This window comes from Pseudobutyrivibrio ruminis HUN009, from assembly GCF_000703005.1.
Lineage (GTDB): Bacteria > Bacillota > Clostridia > Lachnospirales > Lachnospiraceae > Pseudobutyrivibrio > Pseudobutyrivibrio ruminis_A.
This window is the reverse complement of sequence record NZ_JNLH01000001.1, coordinates 876,592-894,053: the sequence shown is the minus strand read 5'-3', so window position 1 is coordinate 894,053 and position 17,462 is coordinate 876,592. Positions and strand designations below refer to the sequence as shown.

Sequence of the window (17,462 nt, the reverse complement as noted above, 5' to 3'; positions counted from 1 at the left end):
ACACAAATTAGTTTCTCACTTACTTCAAATTGAGCACAATGTAATTGTATCTAATCCACAACAATGGAATAATGGTTTGCGAAAAGAAAAAAAGCATGTTATTATCAATTGAAATGTTAAGAAAGGAGAAGTCAAAATGGCAAGAGTTTCTAAAGCAACTATGATCGGCGAGCTTCTTCAGATTGATGCTGATGTAGCTCCTATCTTACTTAATATCGGCATGCACTGCCTCGGATGCCCATCTTCACAGATGGAGACTATCGAGGAGGCAGCTATGGTACACGGTATCGATGCTGATGATCTCGTTGAAGAGATTAATACATTCCTTGATTCAAAGGCTTAAAATGCAAATTAAAAAAGAGTTTCGCTCTGCGAAACTCTTTTTTTGTTTGCCACGACGCAACCCATTGCCGAAGGCAATTATAGATGTTGCGTCTTCCTTTTATATCATTGCTAATTTCTGTACCGCATCACCGTTGACAAGTACTTCATAGTGTTCAGACATGTATTGGTCTGTGCCAACTACATAATTCTGCTGATCACTGTATTCTGATAAGATGTTGCATACTTTATTGTATGTTTCAGCTGTATCATCTGATTTGCTAACTACTAAATAGTATTTGTTATCAAATGGACTCTTATATAGAGAATTCTTTCCCTTGTAAAAGCTACCAAGTATTCCAGAAAGTCTGATTACATCATCAATGTTATCGAAGACAAACATCTTTGTGATGTCCACTGGCAAGCCTTCTTTAGCTGCCTTTTCTGGTGAAGCTGTAATAGCTTCCTGTGCCTTTTCAATAAGGCTGTTGAAGATGTTAAGTATGTCATCTGCTGCCGCCTCATTAAATGGCTTTGCAGGTGCATCGATGATTTCTTCATCATCATCGTAGTCATCGTCATCCTCTGAAAATCTTGAGAAACGAGTATCAAGCTCGTCTGGATTTTCTACCTTTGTCACAAGAAGGACAATGGATTCTGATGGAAGTGGTATTGCTTCTATCATAAGTGGAATATCTTCCGCTTCAAAACCGTACTGGTAAGAAGCCTGCTCCATAAGTTCTCTAAATAATTCTCTGGCCTTTGCAGAACCGTAAGCTAATTCTGAGAGCTTAATGTGTCGGCTTATTAAATCTTCTCTAGACAGAGTGCATCTGATCTGGTTTTCGTTGATTCTTTCAATCTTCATAAAAATCACCTCCCGATCGATATAAGATGCGCTACTATTAGCATTTTTCTTATATGGATTATATATATATTATATCGGAAAGTAAAGCAAAGATACCATATAAAAGATGATAAAAGTATTAAATTTTTATAAAGTGAATTGTTATAAATCAAAAACATTTTTCAAATTTGTGCTTGCATTATAATTTATTCTGTGTTATAAACTTGTCTGCGAGATGCCTTTCCGAAAGGAAGGAGCTGATAGATTGATACCAAAAGGTATTGAAGACAAGTACGAAGTCATTCGTATACTGCAAGAAACAGCAGCTACCGCAGTATTACTTGTCAATTACAAATCGATAGGAGCATTAAGAATTCTTAAAGCCATTCACAAGGCGAGTCCTAATGCACACAGCATCCTATCCGAAGCACATCTTTTACAAGGGATTAAATCATCCCGAATACCCACCATTTATAGTGTAGAAGATACAAATGATATGTACTACCTAGTTGAGGAATTTATTGAAGGAATTTCCCTCCGGGAGTATCTGTTACAAACTAAGTTATCTAAAGAAGAGTTATATAGATTGGCCATAGAAGTATGCCATATCTTTGAAGCGTTGCATTCTGCAGAGCCAGAGCCTGTGCTTTACAGGGATTTAAAGCCAGAGCATCTAATTTTGCAGGGTGATAAACTACGCCTTATTGACTTTGGTATTGCTATAAAAAAGTCTCAGTCGGCTACGGCTATGCCCTTAGGCACAAAAAATTGGTCCGCACCTGAACAGTTAAAAGGCCAAAAGCTTGATGAGCGTTGTGATATATACAGCGTTGGAAAGATAATTGAGTTTTTGCAGATTAATAGTTATGCAAAAGATGATTTCAGGTTAAGAAAACTAGTAGATAAAGCTACTGCTGCAAGTCCATCTGATCGATACAACTCTGTCAATGAACTATTGTCACAGTTGCTTAAGCTACAGGGAGTTAGAGCTAATGAAAATACGGAATCAGGCATTCGCCATAGACAAATAGCCGTGATTGGTGCCGATTGTGGAGTCGGGACCACTCATATCGCTATCAATCTATGTCGCTATCTAAATAGCAAACATATAGATACATACTACAAAGATTTTGAAAAAAACACTGTTCATCATCTTTGGGAGCATTTTAAAGACAGCCACGTTAGGTCAGGTGTTTTATACCACAAAAACTTTAGAGGCATTTTAAATTATGGTGATGCCGTAGAAAGTTACGCACCTCCAACAGGTCTTTATGTCCTAGATTGTGGAACTAATGATAAATACATTTCAGATGCCCAAATTATATTTTATATAGTAAGTGCATCTCCTTGGAAAACTATAAATTATCCATACTGGATTAAGGATAAAACTGTTTATGTTATTTCTAATTTCTCTAACAAACTTTTTTCCTTAAAGCTAGCAAAGGATTTGCAAAAAAGAGTTTTCATGTATCCATCAAATAAATGGTCTTTGAATATTTCTAAAGAAGAAGAAAGATTTTTTTCTATGGTTTTGAAAAATGAAAAGGATTTTACTGTTTAAGCACTGGCTTAATAAGTCAACAAAAAATAAATTCGAAAAAAATAAAAAGATATCTGTTACAGCGGTTTCTCATAAGCTTGGTGTCACTCACTTGTGTCTTTGCTTAGCAAATTTTTTAAGCTCTGGGCTTAAAAAGCCTGTTCTTTATATTGAGCTTTCTGATGATAGCCAACTATTGGGATTTGTTGGAGAACATCAAGTGAAATATAAAGACATCACTTGCTACAAATACATGGATGTTGTTTACGCTTTGGGATGTAACACATCCACTGCAAGCTTTCTCGTTAACGAATGGGATGGATATGTGATAGTGGATTTCGACAAGCTTACTCCAGAAAACGCTTCTATTTACAACCAGTGTGACAAACAATTTTTGATAGGTTCTATTATGCCTTGGTGTAAACGAGACGTTTACAAATTTATAAATAATATGAAAGGAGTAATAGATATGAAAAGCATTAGGTTTTTAACCAAATCAAATGAAGTTAATGATAAAGCGTTATTAAATATAAAGAAATATGATTCAATTCAAGGCCTACCTATCATAAATAATCCTTTTCGTTTGAAAGAAGCTGACTTTGAAGCATTGTTTCGACTAATAGAGTAGCTGCGGGGAATGAGTTATGTATGTGTTACTCTAATTATGGACTCCAATATCGTCAAACTGAGTTCATTATGAAAAAGACAAATAAATACGGAATTAAAATTAAAATAAAAGAGAGTACAAAAATAGAGGGCGAAATATCGCCCTCTTATTTTATTCATCGTGATTTGAATACTGGCTTCTATCGCGGTTTGCGAATCTTGTGTATTCTGGGAGCCATGTAAGCTCAATAGTTCCGATAGGACCGTTACGTTGTTTAGCAACGATGATTTCTGAAACGTTTTTCAATTCTGTATCGTGGTTATAGTAATCATCACGGTAAATGAACATAACCACGTCGGCATCCTGCTCGATGGCTCCGGATTCACGCAAATCTGACATCATAGGTCTGTGATCAGGACGCTGCTCAACCGCACGGGAAAGCTGTGATAGTGCTATAACTGGAACATTTAGTTCACGGGCAAGTCCCTTAAGTGATCGTGAAATTTCCGAAATTTCCTGCTGTCTACTTTCTGATTTTCCATTACCTGACATCAACTGTAAGTAGTCGATGATGATAATAGACAAACCAAATTCCATTTTGAATTTTCTACATTTGCTTCGAAGCTCACCAATTGAAATACCAGGTGTATCATCAATAATAAGCTTTGAGTTACCGATTTTACCAGCACCTTCAATAAGGTTTTCCCAATCTGCCTCTTGAAGATTACCTGTTCTAAGCTTTTGTGCATCTACTCGTGACTCCAGAGCAAAAAGACGGTTAACTAATTGCTCCTTTGACATTTCCAGTGAGAATATAGCTGCACAAAGATGCTCATGAATAGTGATGTGCTGTGCCAAGTTAAGAACGAAGGCTGTTTTACCCATTGAAGGACGGGCTGCAATAAGGATAAGATCCGATGGCTGAAGTCCAGCTGTCTGTCTATCCAAATCAATAAATCCTGTTGGGATACCTGTAACTACACCCTTCTGCTTTGAAGCCTGCTCAATCTTTGCGATTGCATTCATAACAACCTGACGAATTGGAACATAATCTGTATTTCCTCTGTTCTGAACCAACGAGAATATATCTCTTTCAGTCTGGTTCAAAATAGTATCAACATCTTCTGTACCTTCAAAGCACATGTTTTCAATATTTTGATTTACTTTAATTACGTTTCTAAGTATAGCCTTATCTTTTACGATGTTAGCGTAGCTTTTTGCATTGACTGTGGTTGGTACTCCAAGTACAAGCTCCTGGATAAATTCCAGCGAAGCAAATTCTGGTGGAACTCCTTTTTCTTTAAGCTTGTTTTGAAGAGTAACCTCATCAACCGGCTCGCCAGCATTAAAAAGCTCTACGATTGCTTCAAAAAGCATTCCGTACTGCTGATGATAAAAATCGTCTTTAATGAGGATTTCTGAACATTCAACAATAACATCTCTATCAACAATCATTGAACCGATTACTGACTGCTCCGCCTCCAAAGAGTTGGGCATTTGTCTGCGAATTACATCTTCCATTATGTATTCTTTCCTTTATTTATTGTTCTGAAACATGCACACGAAGTGTTGCTGTAACCTTTGGATGAAGCTTTACCTTTACCTCGTATGTGCCAAGTGCTCTGATTGGATCATCAAGAACAATTTTCTTTTTGTCGATTTCCTTGCCGTACTGCTTCTTAGCAGCCTCAGCAATTTCTTTTGTTGAAACAGATCCGAAGGTTCTTCCGCCCTCACCTGTTTTAATCTTTGTTTCTACTTTCCACTCTGCAATTTCTTTTTCAAATGCAAGTGCTGCCTCATAATTTTCCTGAGCAACTTTTTCATCGTGTTTATTCTGAAGCTTAAGGTCGTTCAGAGCTGCGTTTGTTGCCTCTACTCCAAGCTTTTTCTTGAAGAGCATATTTCTTGCGTAGCCTTCGCTAACCTCTACAACCTCGCCTTTTTTACCAAGTGACTTAACGTCTGAAAGAAGTATTACTTTCATAGCCTAATTTCTCCTTCTTCTAGCATTTTATCTATTGTTGCTTCAAGGTCCTCACGAACCTCATCAAGTGTACGATTTTGAATCTGGGCTCCTGCAATATTTACATGTCCGCCACCACCCAATCGGGCCATAATACTTTGAACATCGATTTCATCGATTGAACGAGAACTTATGTAAATCTTGTCCATGTATTTTGTCAAAACAAATGATGCTTTGATACCTACGATATTAAGAAGCTCATTCGCAGCCTGGGCACCAACTACTGTTGGACTTTCAAGATTTCCATCTGGCTCGCATTCTGCAATGGCAAATGCATCGCGGTATACTGCTGCATTTCTAACAATTTCAGCACGTGCCTTGTATGTCTCCATGTTTTCACGAAGCATCTTTCTAACTCTAGTAACTTCTGCTCCATTTCTACGAAGGAAGGCAGCTGCCTCAAATGTACGAACACCAGTCTTTGTCATAAAGTTGTTTGTATCAATTAAGATACCTGCATAAATACAATCAGCCTCTGTTGGGTTGATATTGATTTTCTCTGCGAAATACTGAAGCACCTCGGCAATCATCTCACTTGCTGATGATGCATATGGCTCGATGTAAGAGAGAATTGGATTTTCAATAATCTCCTCCACCTGTCTGTGGTGATCGATTACAACGATATTTTTGTTTTTATATAGAAGTCCTGGACATTCTACATAGCTTGGTCTATTTGTGTCAACAACCATAATAAGGGTGTTGTCATTGCAAAGATTGAGTGCCTGCTCACTTGTGATGAACATGTCATCTGGGTACTCGCCCTTTTCTGTAAAGCTCTCTACTACTGGTCGCATTGAGCTTGTGATTGTATCAATAACGATATTTACAGGCTTGCCGATTTCTCTACCTGCGCAGAACACACCAACTGATGCGCCCAAACAGTCTGCATCAGAAAGATTGTGTCCCATAACAATGATTCTTTCTCTTGTTTCCATAAGCTCGCGAAGGGCCTGTGCCTTAACTCTGGCCTTTACACGAGTTGAACGCTCAACTTCCTTACCATGAGTACCATAATAAGAAACGTCCTGTCCGTTCTTAACAACTACCTGGCATCCGCCACGGGCAAGTGCAAGGTCGATTGCAACATGTGCGTACTGTGCCTTTTGGTTGTAGTTGTCGCTTCCAAGTCCGATACCAATACTAACTGTGATATCTTTATCATTTCCCATCTTTATTCCAGTGATATCTTCTACTATAGAGAATTTATCATCCTCGAAGTTCTTGAGATATTTGTGCTGGAACATGATGAGGTATTTATCTTTTTCAAGACGGCTGACGATTGCATCAGCCTCACCAAAGTATTTGTTAATCTTTCTATCAAGAAGTGCTAAAAGCATTGAACGCTTTGCATTCTCTACCTGGTCAAATACTTCATCATAATTATCTACATATAGAAGGGCCATTACCATTCCCTGGTCATTTATCTTGGCCTTTGTAGCTTGAATATCTGTCTCATCAAACAAGATGATTGCAACCAAACCATCTGTGGCCTCATCCATGTTGGCTACAAGATTGCTGCCCTGAAGTGGCTCGGTCATATCAAGTCGCTGAAGACATGCTAAATACTTTCTTTCATTATATTCAATATGAATATCGAAGTTGTCGTCCTTAGCATGATCGATTCCTTCACGTGTGATTTCTGAGAAGATGCTAGTGATTGATTTGTTGTATGTTTTGTTTTTATCTACAAGCTGGCAAAACTCCTCATTCATCCACATTATTCTTCCTGTGGAATCCAACAATACATATGGCAATCTAAAGTTCTTTAAAAGTTCCTTTTGAACTGTTCCATAATGAACTGCATATTCAATTATAGTGTTTTTAAAGGATTTAAGATTTGCTTTGTAGTATGCAAAACAAGCTAAACCATAAAGCAAGACAAAGGCCAACATTATACCTGCTGACTTTGGGTTTACAAAGCTTAGAATGATACAACCTATTAAAAAAATAATAAGCATGTACAGAGGGAATCTTAGATATCTTTTCAGACGATTCCTATACTTTAATGCTTCCATAATATTCTCCCAATCAGTTAATTCTCTACTATCATCAGATAGTTACCTCAATTCTACCTTTGGCATGTATTATATCATATCACATCCAGTTTTATATAATTTATTATCCAAGTATGGAATATATGCTCAATTCATATAAGGACATTTTGTATATATTTCACAGCCCGTTGTTAAAATAACGAAACGTTTTTGTATTTTTTGGTTATTCTAACATTGTTCACAGTTTCACCATTTTTTATAATTTTAGATAGTTAAGGGGGGAACCCTAAATTTTCAAAGAGAGGATATTTTATTATGGCAGACATTTCATTAAAAAACATTAATAAGGTTTATCCAAATGGCTTCCAGGCTGTTAAGGATTTCAACCTTGAGATTAAGGATCAGGAATTCATCATTTTCGTAGGACCTTCTGGTTGTGGTAAGTCTACAACACTTCGTATGATTGCAGGTCTTGAAGAGATTTCTTCAGGTGAGCTTCTCATCGACGGAAAGCTTATGAACGACGTAGAGCCAAAGGACAGAGATATCGCAATGGTATTCCAGAACTACGCTCTTTATCCACATATGACAGTTTACGATAACATGGCATTTGGTCTTAAGCTTCGTAAAGTACCAAAGGACGAAATCGATAAGAAGGTACGTGAGGCTGCTAAGATCCTTGACCTTGAGAAGCTTCTTGACAGAAAGCCAAAGGCTCTTTCAGGTGGTCAGAGACAGCGTGTTGCTATGGGTCGTGCAATCGTTCGTAACCCTAAGGTATTCCTTATGGATGAGCCTCTTTCAAACCTTGATGCAAAGCTTCGTGTTCAGATGAGAACAGAGATTTCTAAGCTTCATGATTCACTTGGAGCAACAATGATCTACGTTACACATGATCAGACAGAGGCTATGACACTTGGTACAAGAATCGTAGTTATGAAGGACGGTGTTGTTCAGCAGATCGATACACCAGCAAACCTTTACCAGAAGCCTTGCAACCTCTTCGTTGCTGGATTCATCGGTTCACCACAGATGAACTTCCTCAATGGTACACTTAATGCTGATTGCTCAGCTATCCAGGTTAACGGTGCTACAATCCAGATTCCACCAGCAAAGACAAAGGCTCTTTCAGAGAAGAACTACGGTGGTAAGGAAGTAATCCTTGGTATCCGTCCAGAGGATATTCACGATTCTCAGATTTACGTTGATACACAGTCTGCTTCAGTTATCGAAGCTAAGATTTCTGTATACGAGCTTCTTGGTGCAGAGGTTTACTTATACTTCGATTATGCTGGAACTCAGGTTACAGCTAGAGTTGACCCACGTACAACAGCAAGAGGTGGCGACACAGTTAAATTTGCTCTTGATATGGAGAAGGCTCACTTCTTCGATAAGGATACAGAGCTTACAATTGCAAACTAAATCGATAATTAATTGATAAGTCAAAGTTGTTGATTTAAAATGGAGGTATCTTTTTGAAAGGTACCTCTTTTTTTATGAATTTTGATGATAAAAAGGAAAAATTACTAGAACAATTATCAAAGGCTACTGGCATTAATTTTCAAATTACTGATTCAGAACTATCAGATGAGGAAACCGTCAACAAATTAAAAGAAATGGTTGTCCGCTTTAATGTGCTGGACTCAAAGAGCTCTTTCTATAGGGCCTACTTAACCAGAGAGCTTTCCTACTCTGATGCAGCCGCTTATATTCATCGCTTTCATATTGATGAAAACGCAATCCGTATGCTTTTTTATTTGGAAAGTCAGGTGGATTATCCGAAGGAAGCTGTGTCATTGCTAAAAAGCTTGCTCCCTGATTCCCAGGATGCTTTAGTTCAAATAGATTCAAAACACATTGCAATTATCGTTCATTTTGATTCCATTCCAACTGATGAAGATATCATTCAGTACTGCAATGAATTTTTGGATATGCTGGAGTCAGAGGCTTTCCTTAGCTTTAAGGTTTCATATGATTTGCCGATAAGCAAATTCACTGAGCTTCCTAACTCTTATAAAGATATTGTTTTGGCTATGCATATTGGAAATATATTTAGAAGTTCCGACCATGTATATTCATATAGCACTATGGGACTTGGTCGATTGCTTTACAATATTCCTGAAGAAGAAGTTGAAACATATCTAAACAATCACATAAATATCGACATTTTAGCGCAGCTTGACGTGGAAACTTTGAACCTTTTAGAGGCATTTTTTGATAACGATTTGTCACTTGCTGAGACTTCACGCAAAATGTTCATTCATCGAAATACTTTGATTTATCGTCTGGATAAATTCGCCGATCTAACAGGATATGACGTGAGAAAATTTTCGGATGCAATTACAGTGAAGCTATCATTGATGCTTTACAATTACATTCGCAGTAGATAAATAAGAATTATCATTTAAGTTAATACAGAACTTAAAAATAGCCAATTAGTAGGCTTGTAGCCGTAACTAATTGGCTTTTAGTTTTTTGATATGAAATTATACAAATGCTTTAATCTGCTTGTAGATACCCTCAGCATCTAATTCGTATTTAGCGAGAAGCTTAACAGCTGGGCCTGACTCTCCGAATGTATCCTTTACACCGATGCGAAGCATCTTTGTAGGGCACTTCTCTGAAAGAACTTCTGCAACAGCTCCACCAAGACCACCGATAATTGAATGCTCTTCTACTGTTACAACCTTGCCTGTCTTAGATGCACTCTTTACGATAAGATCAGCATCGATAGGCTTGATTGTGTGGATGTTGATAACCTCAGCATCAATTCCATCCTCTGCAAGCTTCTTTGCAGCTTCAAGTGATTCGTTAACCTCGAGACCTGTAGCAATGATTGTAAGATCCTTGCCCTCTTTAAGAACAACACCCTTACCAATTTCAAACTTGTAATCTGGTCTATCGTTGATTACAGGTACTGCAAGACGTCCAAAACGAAGGTAAACTGGACCATCCATCTTGTAAGCAGCCTCAACAGCAGCCTTTGCTTCAACATCATCAGAAGGATTGATGATTGTCATTCCTGGGATTGTACGCATAAGCGCGATATCCTCGTTACACTGATGTGTAGCGCCATCCTCACCTACTGAAATACCTGCGTGAGTTGCACCAATCTTTACATTAAGGTGTGGGTAACCAACTGAGTTACGTACCTGTTCGAAAGCACGTCCTGCTGCAAACATTGCAAATGATGAGCAGAATGGAACCTTTCCTGTGCTAGCAAGACCTGCTGCAATACCAACCATGTTTGACTCTGCAATACCACAGTCAATATGACGCTCAGGAAATGCCTTCTTAAAAATACCTGTCTTTGTAGCCGCTGCAAGGTCAGCATCAAGAACTACTAAATTGTCATATTTCTCACCTAAAGCAACGAGAGCGTTACCGTAGCTCTCACGAGTTGCGATTTTCTTAACATCTGCCATTACTCTTCACCTGCTTTCTTTAATTCTTCCATAGCGATAGCATACTCCTCGTCGTTAGGAGCTTTTCCGTGCCATCCTACCTGGTTCTCCATAAATGAAACGCCCTTGCCCTTTACAGTCTTCATAATGATAGCTGTAGGCTGTCCTTTTGTTTCTCTTGCTTCTTTGAAAGCAGCGCGAAGCTGATCAAAATCATTGCCATCTGCAACTTCTACTACATGGAAGTTAAATGCTCTGAATTTATCTGGGATTGGATATGGGCTGTTTACATCCTCGATACGTCCATCAATCTGAAGACCATTGTTGTCTACGATTACGCAAAGGTTATCGAGCTTCTTTGCTGCTGCGAACATTGCAGCTTCCCATACCTGTCCTTCCTGGATTTCACCATCTCCAAGAAGTGTATAAACTCTATAAGATTCATTAGAGAGTTTTGCTGAAAGAGCCATACCTGTTGCTACAGAAATTCCCTGGCCAAGTGAACCTGATGATGCATCAATACCTGGTGTATGCTGCACACATGGATGTCCCTGTAAGTGACTACCAATGCTACGAAGGCCCTTTAAATCCTCAACTGGGAAGAAGCCTCTCTGTGCAAGTGTGGCATAAAGACCTGGTGCTGTGTGTCCCTTTGAAAGCACGAATCTATCTCTGTCTGCCTTCTTTGGATTCTTTGGATCGATATTCATCTCCTCAAAGTAGAGGTATGTAAACACCTCTGTTGCTGAAAGAGATCCGCCTGGATGTCCAGCTTTTGCAGCGTGAACACCTTCAATGATTCCCTTGCGGACTTCAATAGCAGTTTTTACTAGCTCTTGATTTGTCATTTTTCTCCTCCTAAAATCATTGGGTAAAACCTATAATTATCTCATTTCATCCAAGGTAATCAACATAATGTTTTTGATTGCTGATGAAATGGTGATAGCATTTTCATGGAAGCCTGCATTAGAAAATACAAGATAAAATGCATCTCCCTGTCTATGAAGCTGTTTTGTCTTTTCAATTAACGACTTTAACTGCGCAACTTCTATTGGCTCATGGATGTAGTAGCACTGTGCGAAAATTGTAGCAGATTTGCCATCGCATTTACCAAGTGATACCAAATCAAAGCCATCTGTGGTTCCTGCTTCATCGTCATTAACCCACCAGTTTCCAATCTCTTCGATTGTAAATGGAAGAAGGTTATTATCGCTTCTGTCTCGCAAGTATTCTGCACATATTTTGATGAATACTTCCTTCATATAGTCATCAATGTCTGCTTTGATTGTGTTCCAAAGCTCATCCACCTGACCTGAAATATATAAATTGTAGTTTGCCACAATGTGCTTGTACCAGAATAATGTGCTGGTATTAACAATTGAATAACGTGTTTTCTTTCTATTTGTAATTTCTGTGATTGCGGTATCCTTTGTACAAACGCCAATAGACATAAGCGAATTTAAGTAAGGAACTACAACATCCTTTGGCTTTTCAACCTCTGCTGAAATCTGATTAACTCTGTTTAATCCCTTGGCAAGTGTAGCTAACATATAGTTGTAATATGATAGCTCGCGAAGCTCTGTAGCCATTACCACCTCTGGATTCAAACCGAGATTGCAATTCTTATCTAGAAATAGTTTACATGCAACTTCTTTTATTTTATCCTCGCCCTGTATAGGACTGATGCCATATATATCATATCCATCTATTCCTAAAAGTGCTGCTACACGTATCAAGTTGTATGGAATACCACCTGTTATACCGTATAAAAATGCAGCTTCCTTTGGGCTAGCATCAGCGAAAAACTCGCATGAGTCGTAGAATCCTAGTGGCTGAACCACCAAATCAAGTGTTATATCGTTTTTCCAAAGGGCCTTTTTGCCCTTTATGTATTTATCAACTAGCATAAACGCATCGGAACATAGAATTAGTTTTACTGGTAATTTCTTCCATTCTCCGACGATATATTCATGAAGTTTTTTATCAAAATCTGGATTTGATTTAACAATATGAGGGTATTGGTCAATGATGATAAGCTGCTTAGTTTTTGCAGCCCTCTTAGAAATTTCTTGGCAAAATGTCTCCCCATCAAGAACAGTTGACGAACCTATAGTTTTGCTAATTTGCTCAAACTGATGCTTCGCAGTAGTCTCGTAAGCCTCGAAAAAAATGGTTTCTTTGTCCTTTGCAAACTCTCTTAACAGAGCTGTCTTTCCAACCCCCAATTGGCCAGAAACAACTGCAACGGATGCTTCTTCTCCCTCATAAAATCCATTTAGTTTTTCAATTTCTGATTTGCGTCCTTTAAACATAACACCTCTCCTTTACACACTAACCAGCGTGCAAATCCATGGTATCACGTTTCAACTATGGATGCAATATTCTGAAAATAATAAGATTTAATTTTTATTATTCTAAACTATTTTAGATTATTCTTTAATAACCTTTCTTTACTTTAGCATTATCTCTTATTTTTATCAACTATGCATTCTCTTTTTTTACCATATAATGGCTAAAAAAAGACCTGACGGCTCTTCACCGTCAGGTCAAAAACATCTTTATTAATTAACTTTATATGCATATCCTTTTTCTTTAGCATTTGCATAGTTAATGTAACCTTTTTGTCTATAAGGATGCTCTTCCCAAAGCTTATCGGCTGTTGGCTTCCAATTAGCTGCATATTCCGCACACTTATCGCATAAATGCTCAACAGGTTCTTCCTGCTCAACGTCTGTTGAATGAGCGCCAGAACGCTTAACCATCTCTTTAAGTAATTCTGGATTTTCCAACATTGGACAAGGTCTTAGCATATTGTCATTAAATGGTTGTCCTTTTCTGTACTCCATAAATAATGGCTGCTTGAGGCACTCAATAAGAGTTTTTTCACGTATATTTGCACCAGAATAATGAATAAATACACATGGTTCTACATCACCCTTTGGATTGATATGGCAATAGTTTCTTCCTCCGGCAATGCATCCACCTACAAACTCTCCATCGTTCTGGAAGTCCATAACATAGATTTCCTTACCACCTTCACGGCCACGAACTTCACGAAGTCTATGATAAATGTACTCTCTTTGTTCTGGAGAAGGCATTAATTCTGGAGAAGCCTTCATTCCAACTGGCATAAGATGGAAATACCAAGCAAATCTTGATCCATGCTCAATCAACAAATCAAAGAATTCATCAGATGTTACTGAATCCATATTCTTTGATGTGTAGCAAACTGAATTACCGAAAATCAAACCATTTTCATGAAGTAAATCCATGGCATGAATAACCTTTGCAAATACACCTTCGCCACGTCGGAAGTCATTTGCATCTTCAAAGCCTTCAAGAGAGATTGAAAGTGAAAGATTTCCAACTCTCTTCATCTCATCACAGAATGCCTGATCTACAAGTGTACCATTAGTATAGCTATGGAATGCACAATCGTTATGTTTCTCGCAAAGCTTGATAATATCAGCCTTTCTAACAAGTGGTTCGCCACCAGTTAACATATAGAAGTAAATTCCAAGTTCCTTACCCTGTGTTACAATGCTATCTAACTCCTCAAAAGAAAGATTAAGCTTATGGCCGTACTCAGCTGCCCAACAACCAGTGCAACGAAGATTGCATGCACTTGTTGGATCCATGAGGATAAGCCATGGTATATTACAACCAAATTTTTCTCTATTCTCCCTAATCATCTTGGTACCCTTAAAGGCTGCCTGATAGCCAAGATTTAAAGCTGTCATTTTAGCAACATGTGGATCTGTTTCTGTTAATAATCTAGTCACATAATTCATCCACTTTGAGTCCTTTTGATTGATAAGATCTCTAGCACCTGCAAAAGCAGCTGTACGGAATCCTTTACTTGTTCCACCCATCATTTTCTCTGTCATATCAACAATCTTTAATAGGCTTTTCTGTGGATTCTTTTTTACATTCTTCAGAACTTCGTCTATTGCCGCACTAAATGCAGCTCTTTCAACATTATCTTTTACTCCCATCGTTGTTCCTCCGTTTCCATTAACCTAACTTTAGTATAGTTGCCAGCATTATTTATTCTATATACAAAATTTTTTCTTTGTTTCTGCATTTATACAATTTTTTCTTTATGTATAGCTATGCTATATAATCTTAATTCACAGTATTTTAGCAATATGTGCCACTATATGTGGTATCATGGTTCTATACTAAGTAATCGTTTTATTATTGCTTTAGTATAAAGGTAATCTTGCTTAGTAAATTTGGGGTAAATTGATTTATTGTATTGGGAGAATATATGCCAGGTTTTATTACTCATTTGACTTTCGGAGAACAATCTATATCTTTCATTCAGTCTGACGATACTAAGAATCTGCTTGAAAAACATCAGACATGTTTTGGATTGGGCCTTCAAGGACCTGATATCTTTTTCTATCACATCCCTGCATACATCTTTTATAAGAAAAATATTGGAAATGTAATGCATAGAGAACGGGTTATGCTGTTTTTTGATTATCTATTTGATGCAAGAAATAGCTTTGAAGATGCTCACGATAGACGTATTTGTGATGCTTATATAATGGGATTTATAGGACATTATTCTTTAGATGTAATTTGCCATCCTTATATCTATTTTAAAAGTGATCATTTTAATAATCTAAAGAAAAGCGGAAAATATGATTTCGGAAGACATGTATCCCTAGAAACAGATATTGATCATTTAGTACTAGAGCATTTTAAGCATGTACTTCCTAGTCAATTCGACTACGCAGCGGCTGTATCTCCATCTGACAATGAGAAACGTGTTATTTCAGAGTTACTTTATATCAGTATTAATCGAGCTTTCCCTGAATATCATATACGATTTGGAACTATTAAGAATGCTATAAAATCATTTATCAAATTGAACCGACTAATGAACGATCCTTCAGGGAAAAAGAAAAAACGCATTCAAAGAATAGAGCATCTATTCTTTAAATGCGATGTTATTTCATCAATGATTCCAAGTGATACTATTATAAAATACAACGACCCTTGCAATTCTTTTAATGCCAATTGGCACAATCCTTGGAATCCAACAATTAATAGAAACGAAAGTATTTTTGAATTATTCAATGAAGCTATGCCCGAATTCATAGAACGAATATGCCTTTATATGAAATCATGCGGTAATACTTCGTTCTTTGATTCAGATATAGATACTGTCACTGAAACTAATATGTATCTCCATTATAGAAACAAATTGTTAGAAAGTCTCAGTGACAATAGTTATTTATCAGGTCTACCACTTGATTAATTAAAGAAGTCCTTTACCTGATTGTATATTATTTTCATTAAACGTTGTCTAGCTTCTACAGCTGCCCATGCAATATGTGGTGTAATGATAAGCTTGTTGCTATCTTTAATATTGCGTAATGGGTTTTCTGGAGACATAGGTTCAATATCAAGTACGTCTAAGCCAGCTCCTGCGATTTGTCCACTTTCAAGGGCTTCTGCCAGATCTTTTTCCACAACAATTGGGCCTCTACCAACATTGATAAGAATGGCACTGTTTTTCATTTTTTCAAATGCCTTCTTGTCCATTAAATGTAATGTATTTTCATCCAATGGAGCGTGGATTGAAATAACATCTGATGTGGATAACAATGTATCAAAATCAACCTCTTTGTAGATATCACTATGATTCTTTCCACTAGTAGAATAATAAACTACATTTGCACCAAGACATGTAGCTATTTCAGCCACTCTTTTTCCTATGGCACCTAAGCCAATAATACCCCAGGTCTTATTAGCAATTTCATTAAAATGCATCTCAAAGTGTGTAAATAACTTATCATTTACATACTTTTCGCTTTTTACATAATCATCATAATAACTTAAATGCTCATATAAATAGAATAATAATGCCAATGTATGCTGAGCAACTGCTTCAGTTGAATATCCAGCTACATTTCTCCATTCAATATTTCTCTCAGCTAAATAGTCTTTATCTAGATTATTAGTTCCTGTAGCTGTAACACATACAAGCTTAAGATTATTAGCATTACCAATTGTTCTTTCATTGATTGGTACTTTGTTTATTATAACCACATCAGCATCTACTGTTCTTTCAGCAGCTTCTTCTGGAGTTGAATAATCATAAATAACAACTTCCCCAAATTCATTAAAACAAGTTAAATCTATATCTTCACCAATAGATTTTCTATCTAAAAATACTATTTTCATATTGCCTCCTTTAAATACAAAAAAACCTTCAAGCATTATATCTTGAAGGTTTGTAAAAAACAAGTGCCCAGAGTCGGAATCGAACCAACGACACGAGGATTTTCAGTCCTCTGCTCTACCAACTGAGCTATCTGGGCACGTAGTTGCGGGAGATGGATTTGAACCACCGACCTCCGGGTTATGAGCCCGGCGAGCTTCCAGACTGCTCCATCCCGCGATATTAAAAAAGATGGGCGGTGGTGGATTCGAACCACCGAAGCAATTTGCAGCAGATTTACAGTCTGTCCCCTTTGGCCACTCGGGAAACCGCCCATAGTAAAATATTTAATTAAGTGGGACCTACAGGGCTCGAACCTGTGACCCCCTGCTTGTAAGGCAGATGCTCTCCCAGCTGAGCTAAGATCCCACATTATTAAAACGACCCCAGAGGGACTTGAACCCTCGACCTCCGCCGTGACAGGGCGGCGCTCTAACCAACTGAGCCATGAGGCCATTTAAGGTTTATAACAACCTCAAAACTTCACA

15 protein-coding genes and 5 tRNA genes are annotated in these 17,462 nt (G+C 37.6%); 6 read left to right on the top strand and 14 right to left on the bottom strand.

The features are described 5' to 3' along the window. The first annotated feature begins 136 nt into the window (after window positions 1-136). On the top strand, window positions 137-343 hold the full coding sequence (locus BO15_RS0103965; RefSeq protein ID WP_015550586.1) for a DUF1858 domain-containing protein: 207 nt from the start codon (window positions 137-139) through the stop codon (window positions 341-343). A gap of 99 nt (window positions 344-442) precedes the next feature. On the opposite strand, the gene BO15_RS0103960 is transcribed toward BO15_RS0103965, so the two are convergent. Next, window positions 443-1,189 carry an adaptor protein MecA gene (locus BO15_RS0103960; RefSeq protein ID WP_033152613.1) on the bottom strand — a complete coding sequence of 249 codons (747 nt, stop codon included), beginning with the start codon at window positions 1,187-1,189 and terminating at the stop codon, window positions 443-445. Window positions 1,190-1,433: 244 nt separating this feature from the next. On the opposite strand from BO15_RS0103960, the gene BO15_RS0103955 reads away from it, so the two are divergent. Then, window positions 1,434-2,729, top strand: a complete 1,296-nt coding sequence (locus BO15_RS0103955) for a serine/threonine protein kinase (protein ID WP_033152611.1) — start codon at window positions 1,434-1,436, stop codon at window positions 2,727-2,729. After that, window positions 2,707-3,336, top strand: coding sequence for a hypothetical protein (locus tag BO15_RS0103950; RefSeq protein ID WP_033152609.1), 630 nt, complete (start codon window positions 2,707-2,709; stop codon window positions 3,334-3,336). The genes BO15_RS0103955 and BO15_RS0103950 overlap by 23 nt, the downstream gene beginning before the upstream one ends. 150 nt (window positions 3,337-3,486) lie before the next feature. Here BO15_RS0103950 and dnaB read toward each other — a convergent pair whose 3' ends face one another. Genes dnaB through BO15_RS0103935 form a run of 3 tightly spaced genes read right to left on the bottom strand, consistent with a single transcriptional unit; the run spans window position 3,487 to window position 7,356 of the window. Next, window positions 3,487-4,839: a replicative DNA helicase gene (gene dnaB, locus BO15_RS0103945; RefSeq protein WP_033152607.1), complete on the bottom strand. Its 1,353-nt coding sequence runs from the start codon at window positions 4,837-4,839 to the stop codon at window positions 3,487-3,489. Window positions 4,840-4,855: 16 nt separating this feature from the next. Continuing rightward, complete coding sequence (gene rplI / locus BO15_RS0103940) at window positions 4,856-5,302, bottom strand: 50S ribosomal protein L9 (protein WP_033152605.1); 447 nt, start codon at window positions 5,300-5,302, stop codon at window positions 4,856-4,858. Continuing rightward, window positions 5,299-7,356 carry a DHH family phosphoesterase gene (locus BO15_RS0103935; protein ID WP_033152603.1) on the bottom strand — a complete coding sequence of 686 codons (2,058 nt, stop codon included), beginning with the start codon at window positions 7,354-7,356 and terminating at the stop codon, window positions 5,299-5,301. The genes rplI and BO15_RS0103935 overlap by 4 nt, the downstream gene beginning before the upstream one ends. A 294-nt stretch (window positions 7,357-7,650) precedes the next feature. Between BO15_RS0103935 and BO15_RS0103930 the strand changes: the two genes are divergently transcribed. Together BO15_RS0103930 and BO15_RS0103925 are read left to right on the top strand one after the other, a co-directional pair. Then, window positions 7,651-8,757, top strand: a complete 1,107-nt coding sequence (locus BO15_RS0103930; protein WP_033152601.1) for an ABC transporter ATP-binding protein — start codon at window positions 7,651-7,653, stop codon at window positions 8,755-8,757. 74 nt (window positions 8,758-8,831) lie between these two features. Continuing rightward, the gene (locus tag BO15_RS0103925) at window positions 8,832-9,725 is read left to right on the top strand and encodes a PucR family transcriptional regulator (protein ID WP_033152599.1); all 894 of its coding nucleotides are present in this window, start codon (window positions 8,832-8,834) and stop codon (window positions 9,723-9,725) included. Window positions 9,726-9,821: 96 nt separating this feature from the next. On the opposite strand, the gene BO15_RS0103920 is transcribed toward BO15_RS0103925, so the two are convergent. The 4 genes from BO15_RS0103920 to BO15_RS0103905 form a co-directional block, all read right to left on the bottom strand. After that, window positions 9,822-10,760 carry a transketolase family protein gene (locus tag BO15_RS0103920; protein WP_033152597.1) on the bottom strand — a complete coding sequence of 313 codons (939 nt, stop codon included), beginning with the start codon at window positions 10,758-10,760 and terminating at the stop codon, window positions 9,822-9,824. Next, complete coding sequence (locus BO15_RS0103915; RefSeq protein WP_033152596.1) at window positions 10,760-11,587, bottom strand: transketolase; 828 nt, start codon at window positions 11,585-11,587, stop codon at window positions 10,760-10,762. The genes BO15_RS0103920 and BO15_RS0103915 overlap by 1 nt, the downstream gene beginning before the upstream one ends. A 36-nt stretch (window positions 11,588-11,623) precedes the next feature. Continuing rightward, on the bottom strand, window positions 11,624-13,051 hold the full coding sequence (locus BO15_RS0103910; protein WP_033152595.1) for an ATP-binding protein: 1,428 nt from the start codon (window positions 13,049-13,051) through the stop codon (window positions 11,624-11,626). Between the two features lie 249 nt (window positions 13,052-13,300). Continuing rightward, entirely contained in the window at window positions 13,301-14,734 is a 1,434-nt protein-coding gene (locus BO15_RS0103905; RefSeq protein ID WP_033152593.1) for a radical SAM protein, read from the bottom strand. A 296-nt stretch (window positions 14,735-15,030) separates the two neighbouring features. On the opposite strand from BO15_RS0103905, the gene BO15_RS0103900 reads away from it, so the two are divergent. Further along, window positions 15,031-16,008 carry a zinc dependent phospholipase C family protein gene (locus BO15_RS0103900; protein WP_167541204.1) on the top strand — a complete coding sequence of 326 codons (978 nt, stop codon included), beginning with the start codon at window positions 15,031-15,033 and terminating at the stop codon, window positions 16,006-16,008. Here BO15_RS0103900 and BO15_RS0103895 read toward each other — a convergent pair. The 6 genes from BO15_RS0103895 to BO15_RS0103870 all read right to left on the bottom strand — a co-directional run bounded on the left by BO15_RS0103895 (window position 16,005) and on the right by BO15_RS0103870 (window position 17,429). Then, window positions 16,005-16,937 (bottom strand): D-2-hydroxyacid dehydrogenase, encoded by a 933-nt coding sequence (locus BO15_RS0103895; RefSeq protein WP_033152589.1) that lies wholly within the window; start codon window positions 16,935-16,937, stop codon window positions 16,005-16,007. The two genes, BO15_RS0103900 and BO15_RS0103895, sit on opposite strands and share 4 nt — an antisense overlap. Before the next feature lie 64 nt (window positions 16,938-17,001). Then, window positions 17,002-17,074 (bottom strand) — tRNA-Phe (locus BO15_RS0103890). Window positions 17,075-17,080: 6 nt separating this feature from the next. Next, window positions 17,081-17,154, bottom strand: a tRNA-Met gene (locus BO15_RS0103885). Between the two features lie 13 nt (window positions 17,155-17,167). Continuing rightward, window positions 17,168-17,249, bottom strand: a tRNA-Tyr gene (locus BO15_RS0103880). A gap of 21 nt (window positions 17,250-17,270) precedes the next feature. After that, window positions 17,271-17,343, bottom strand: a tRNA-Val gene (locus tag BO15_RS0103875). A gap of 12 nt (window positions 17,344-17,355) precedes the next feature. Further along, window positions 17,356-17,429: transfer RNA gene (locus BO15_RS0103870), tRNA-Asp, on the bottom strand. Window positions 17,430-17,462 lie beyond the last annotated feature (33 nt).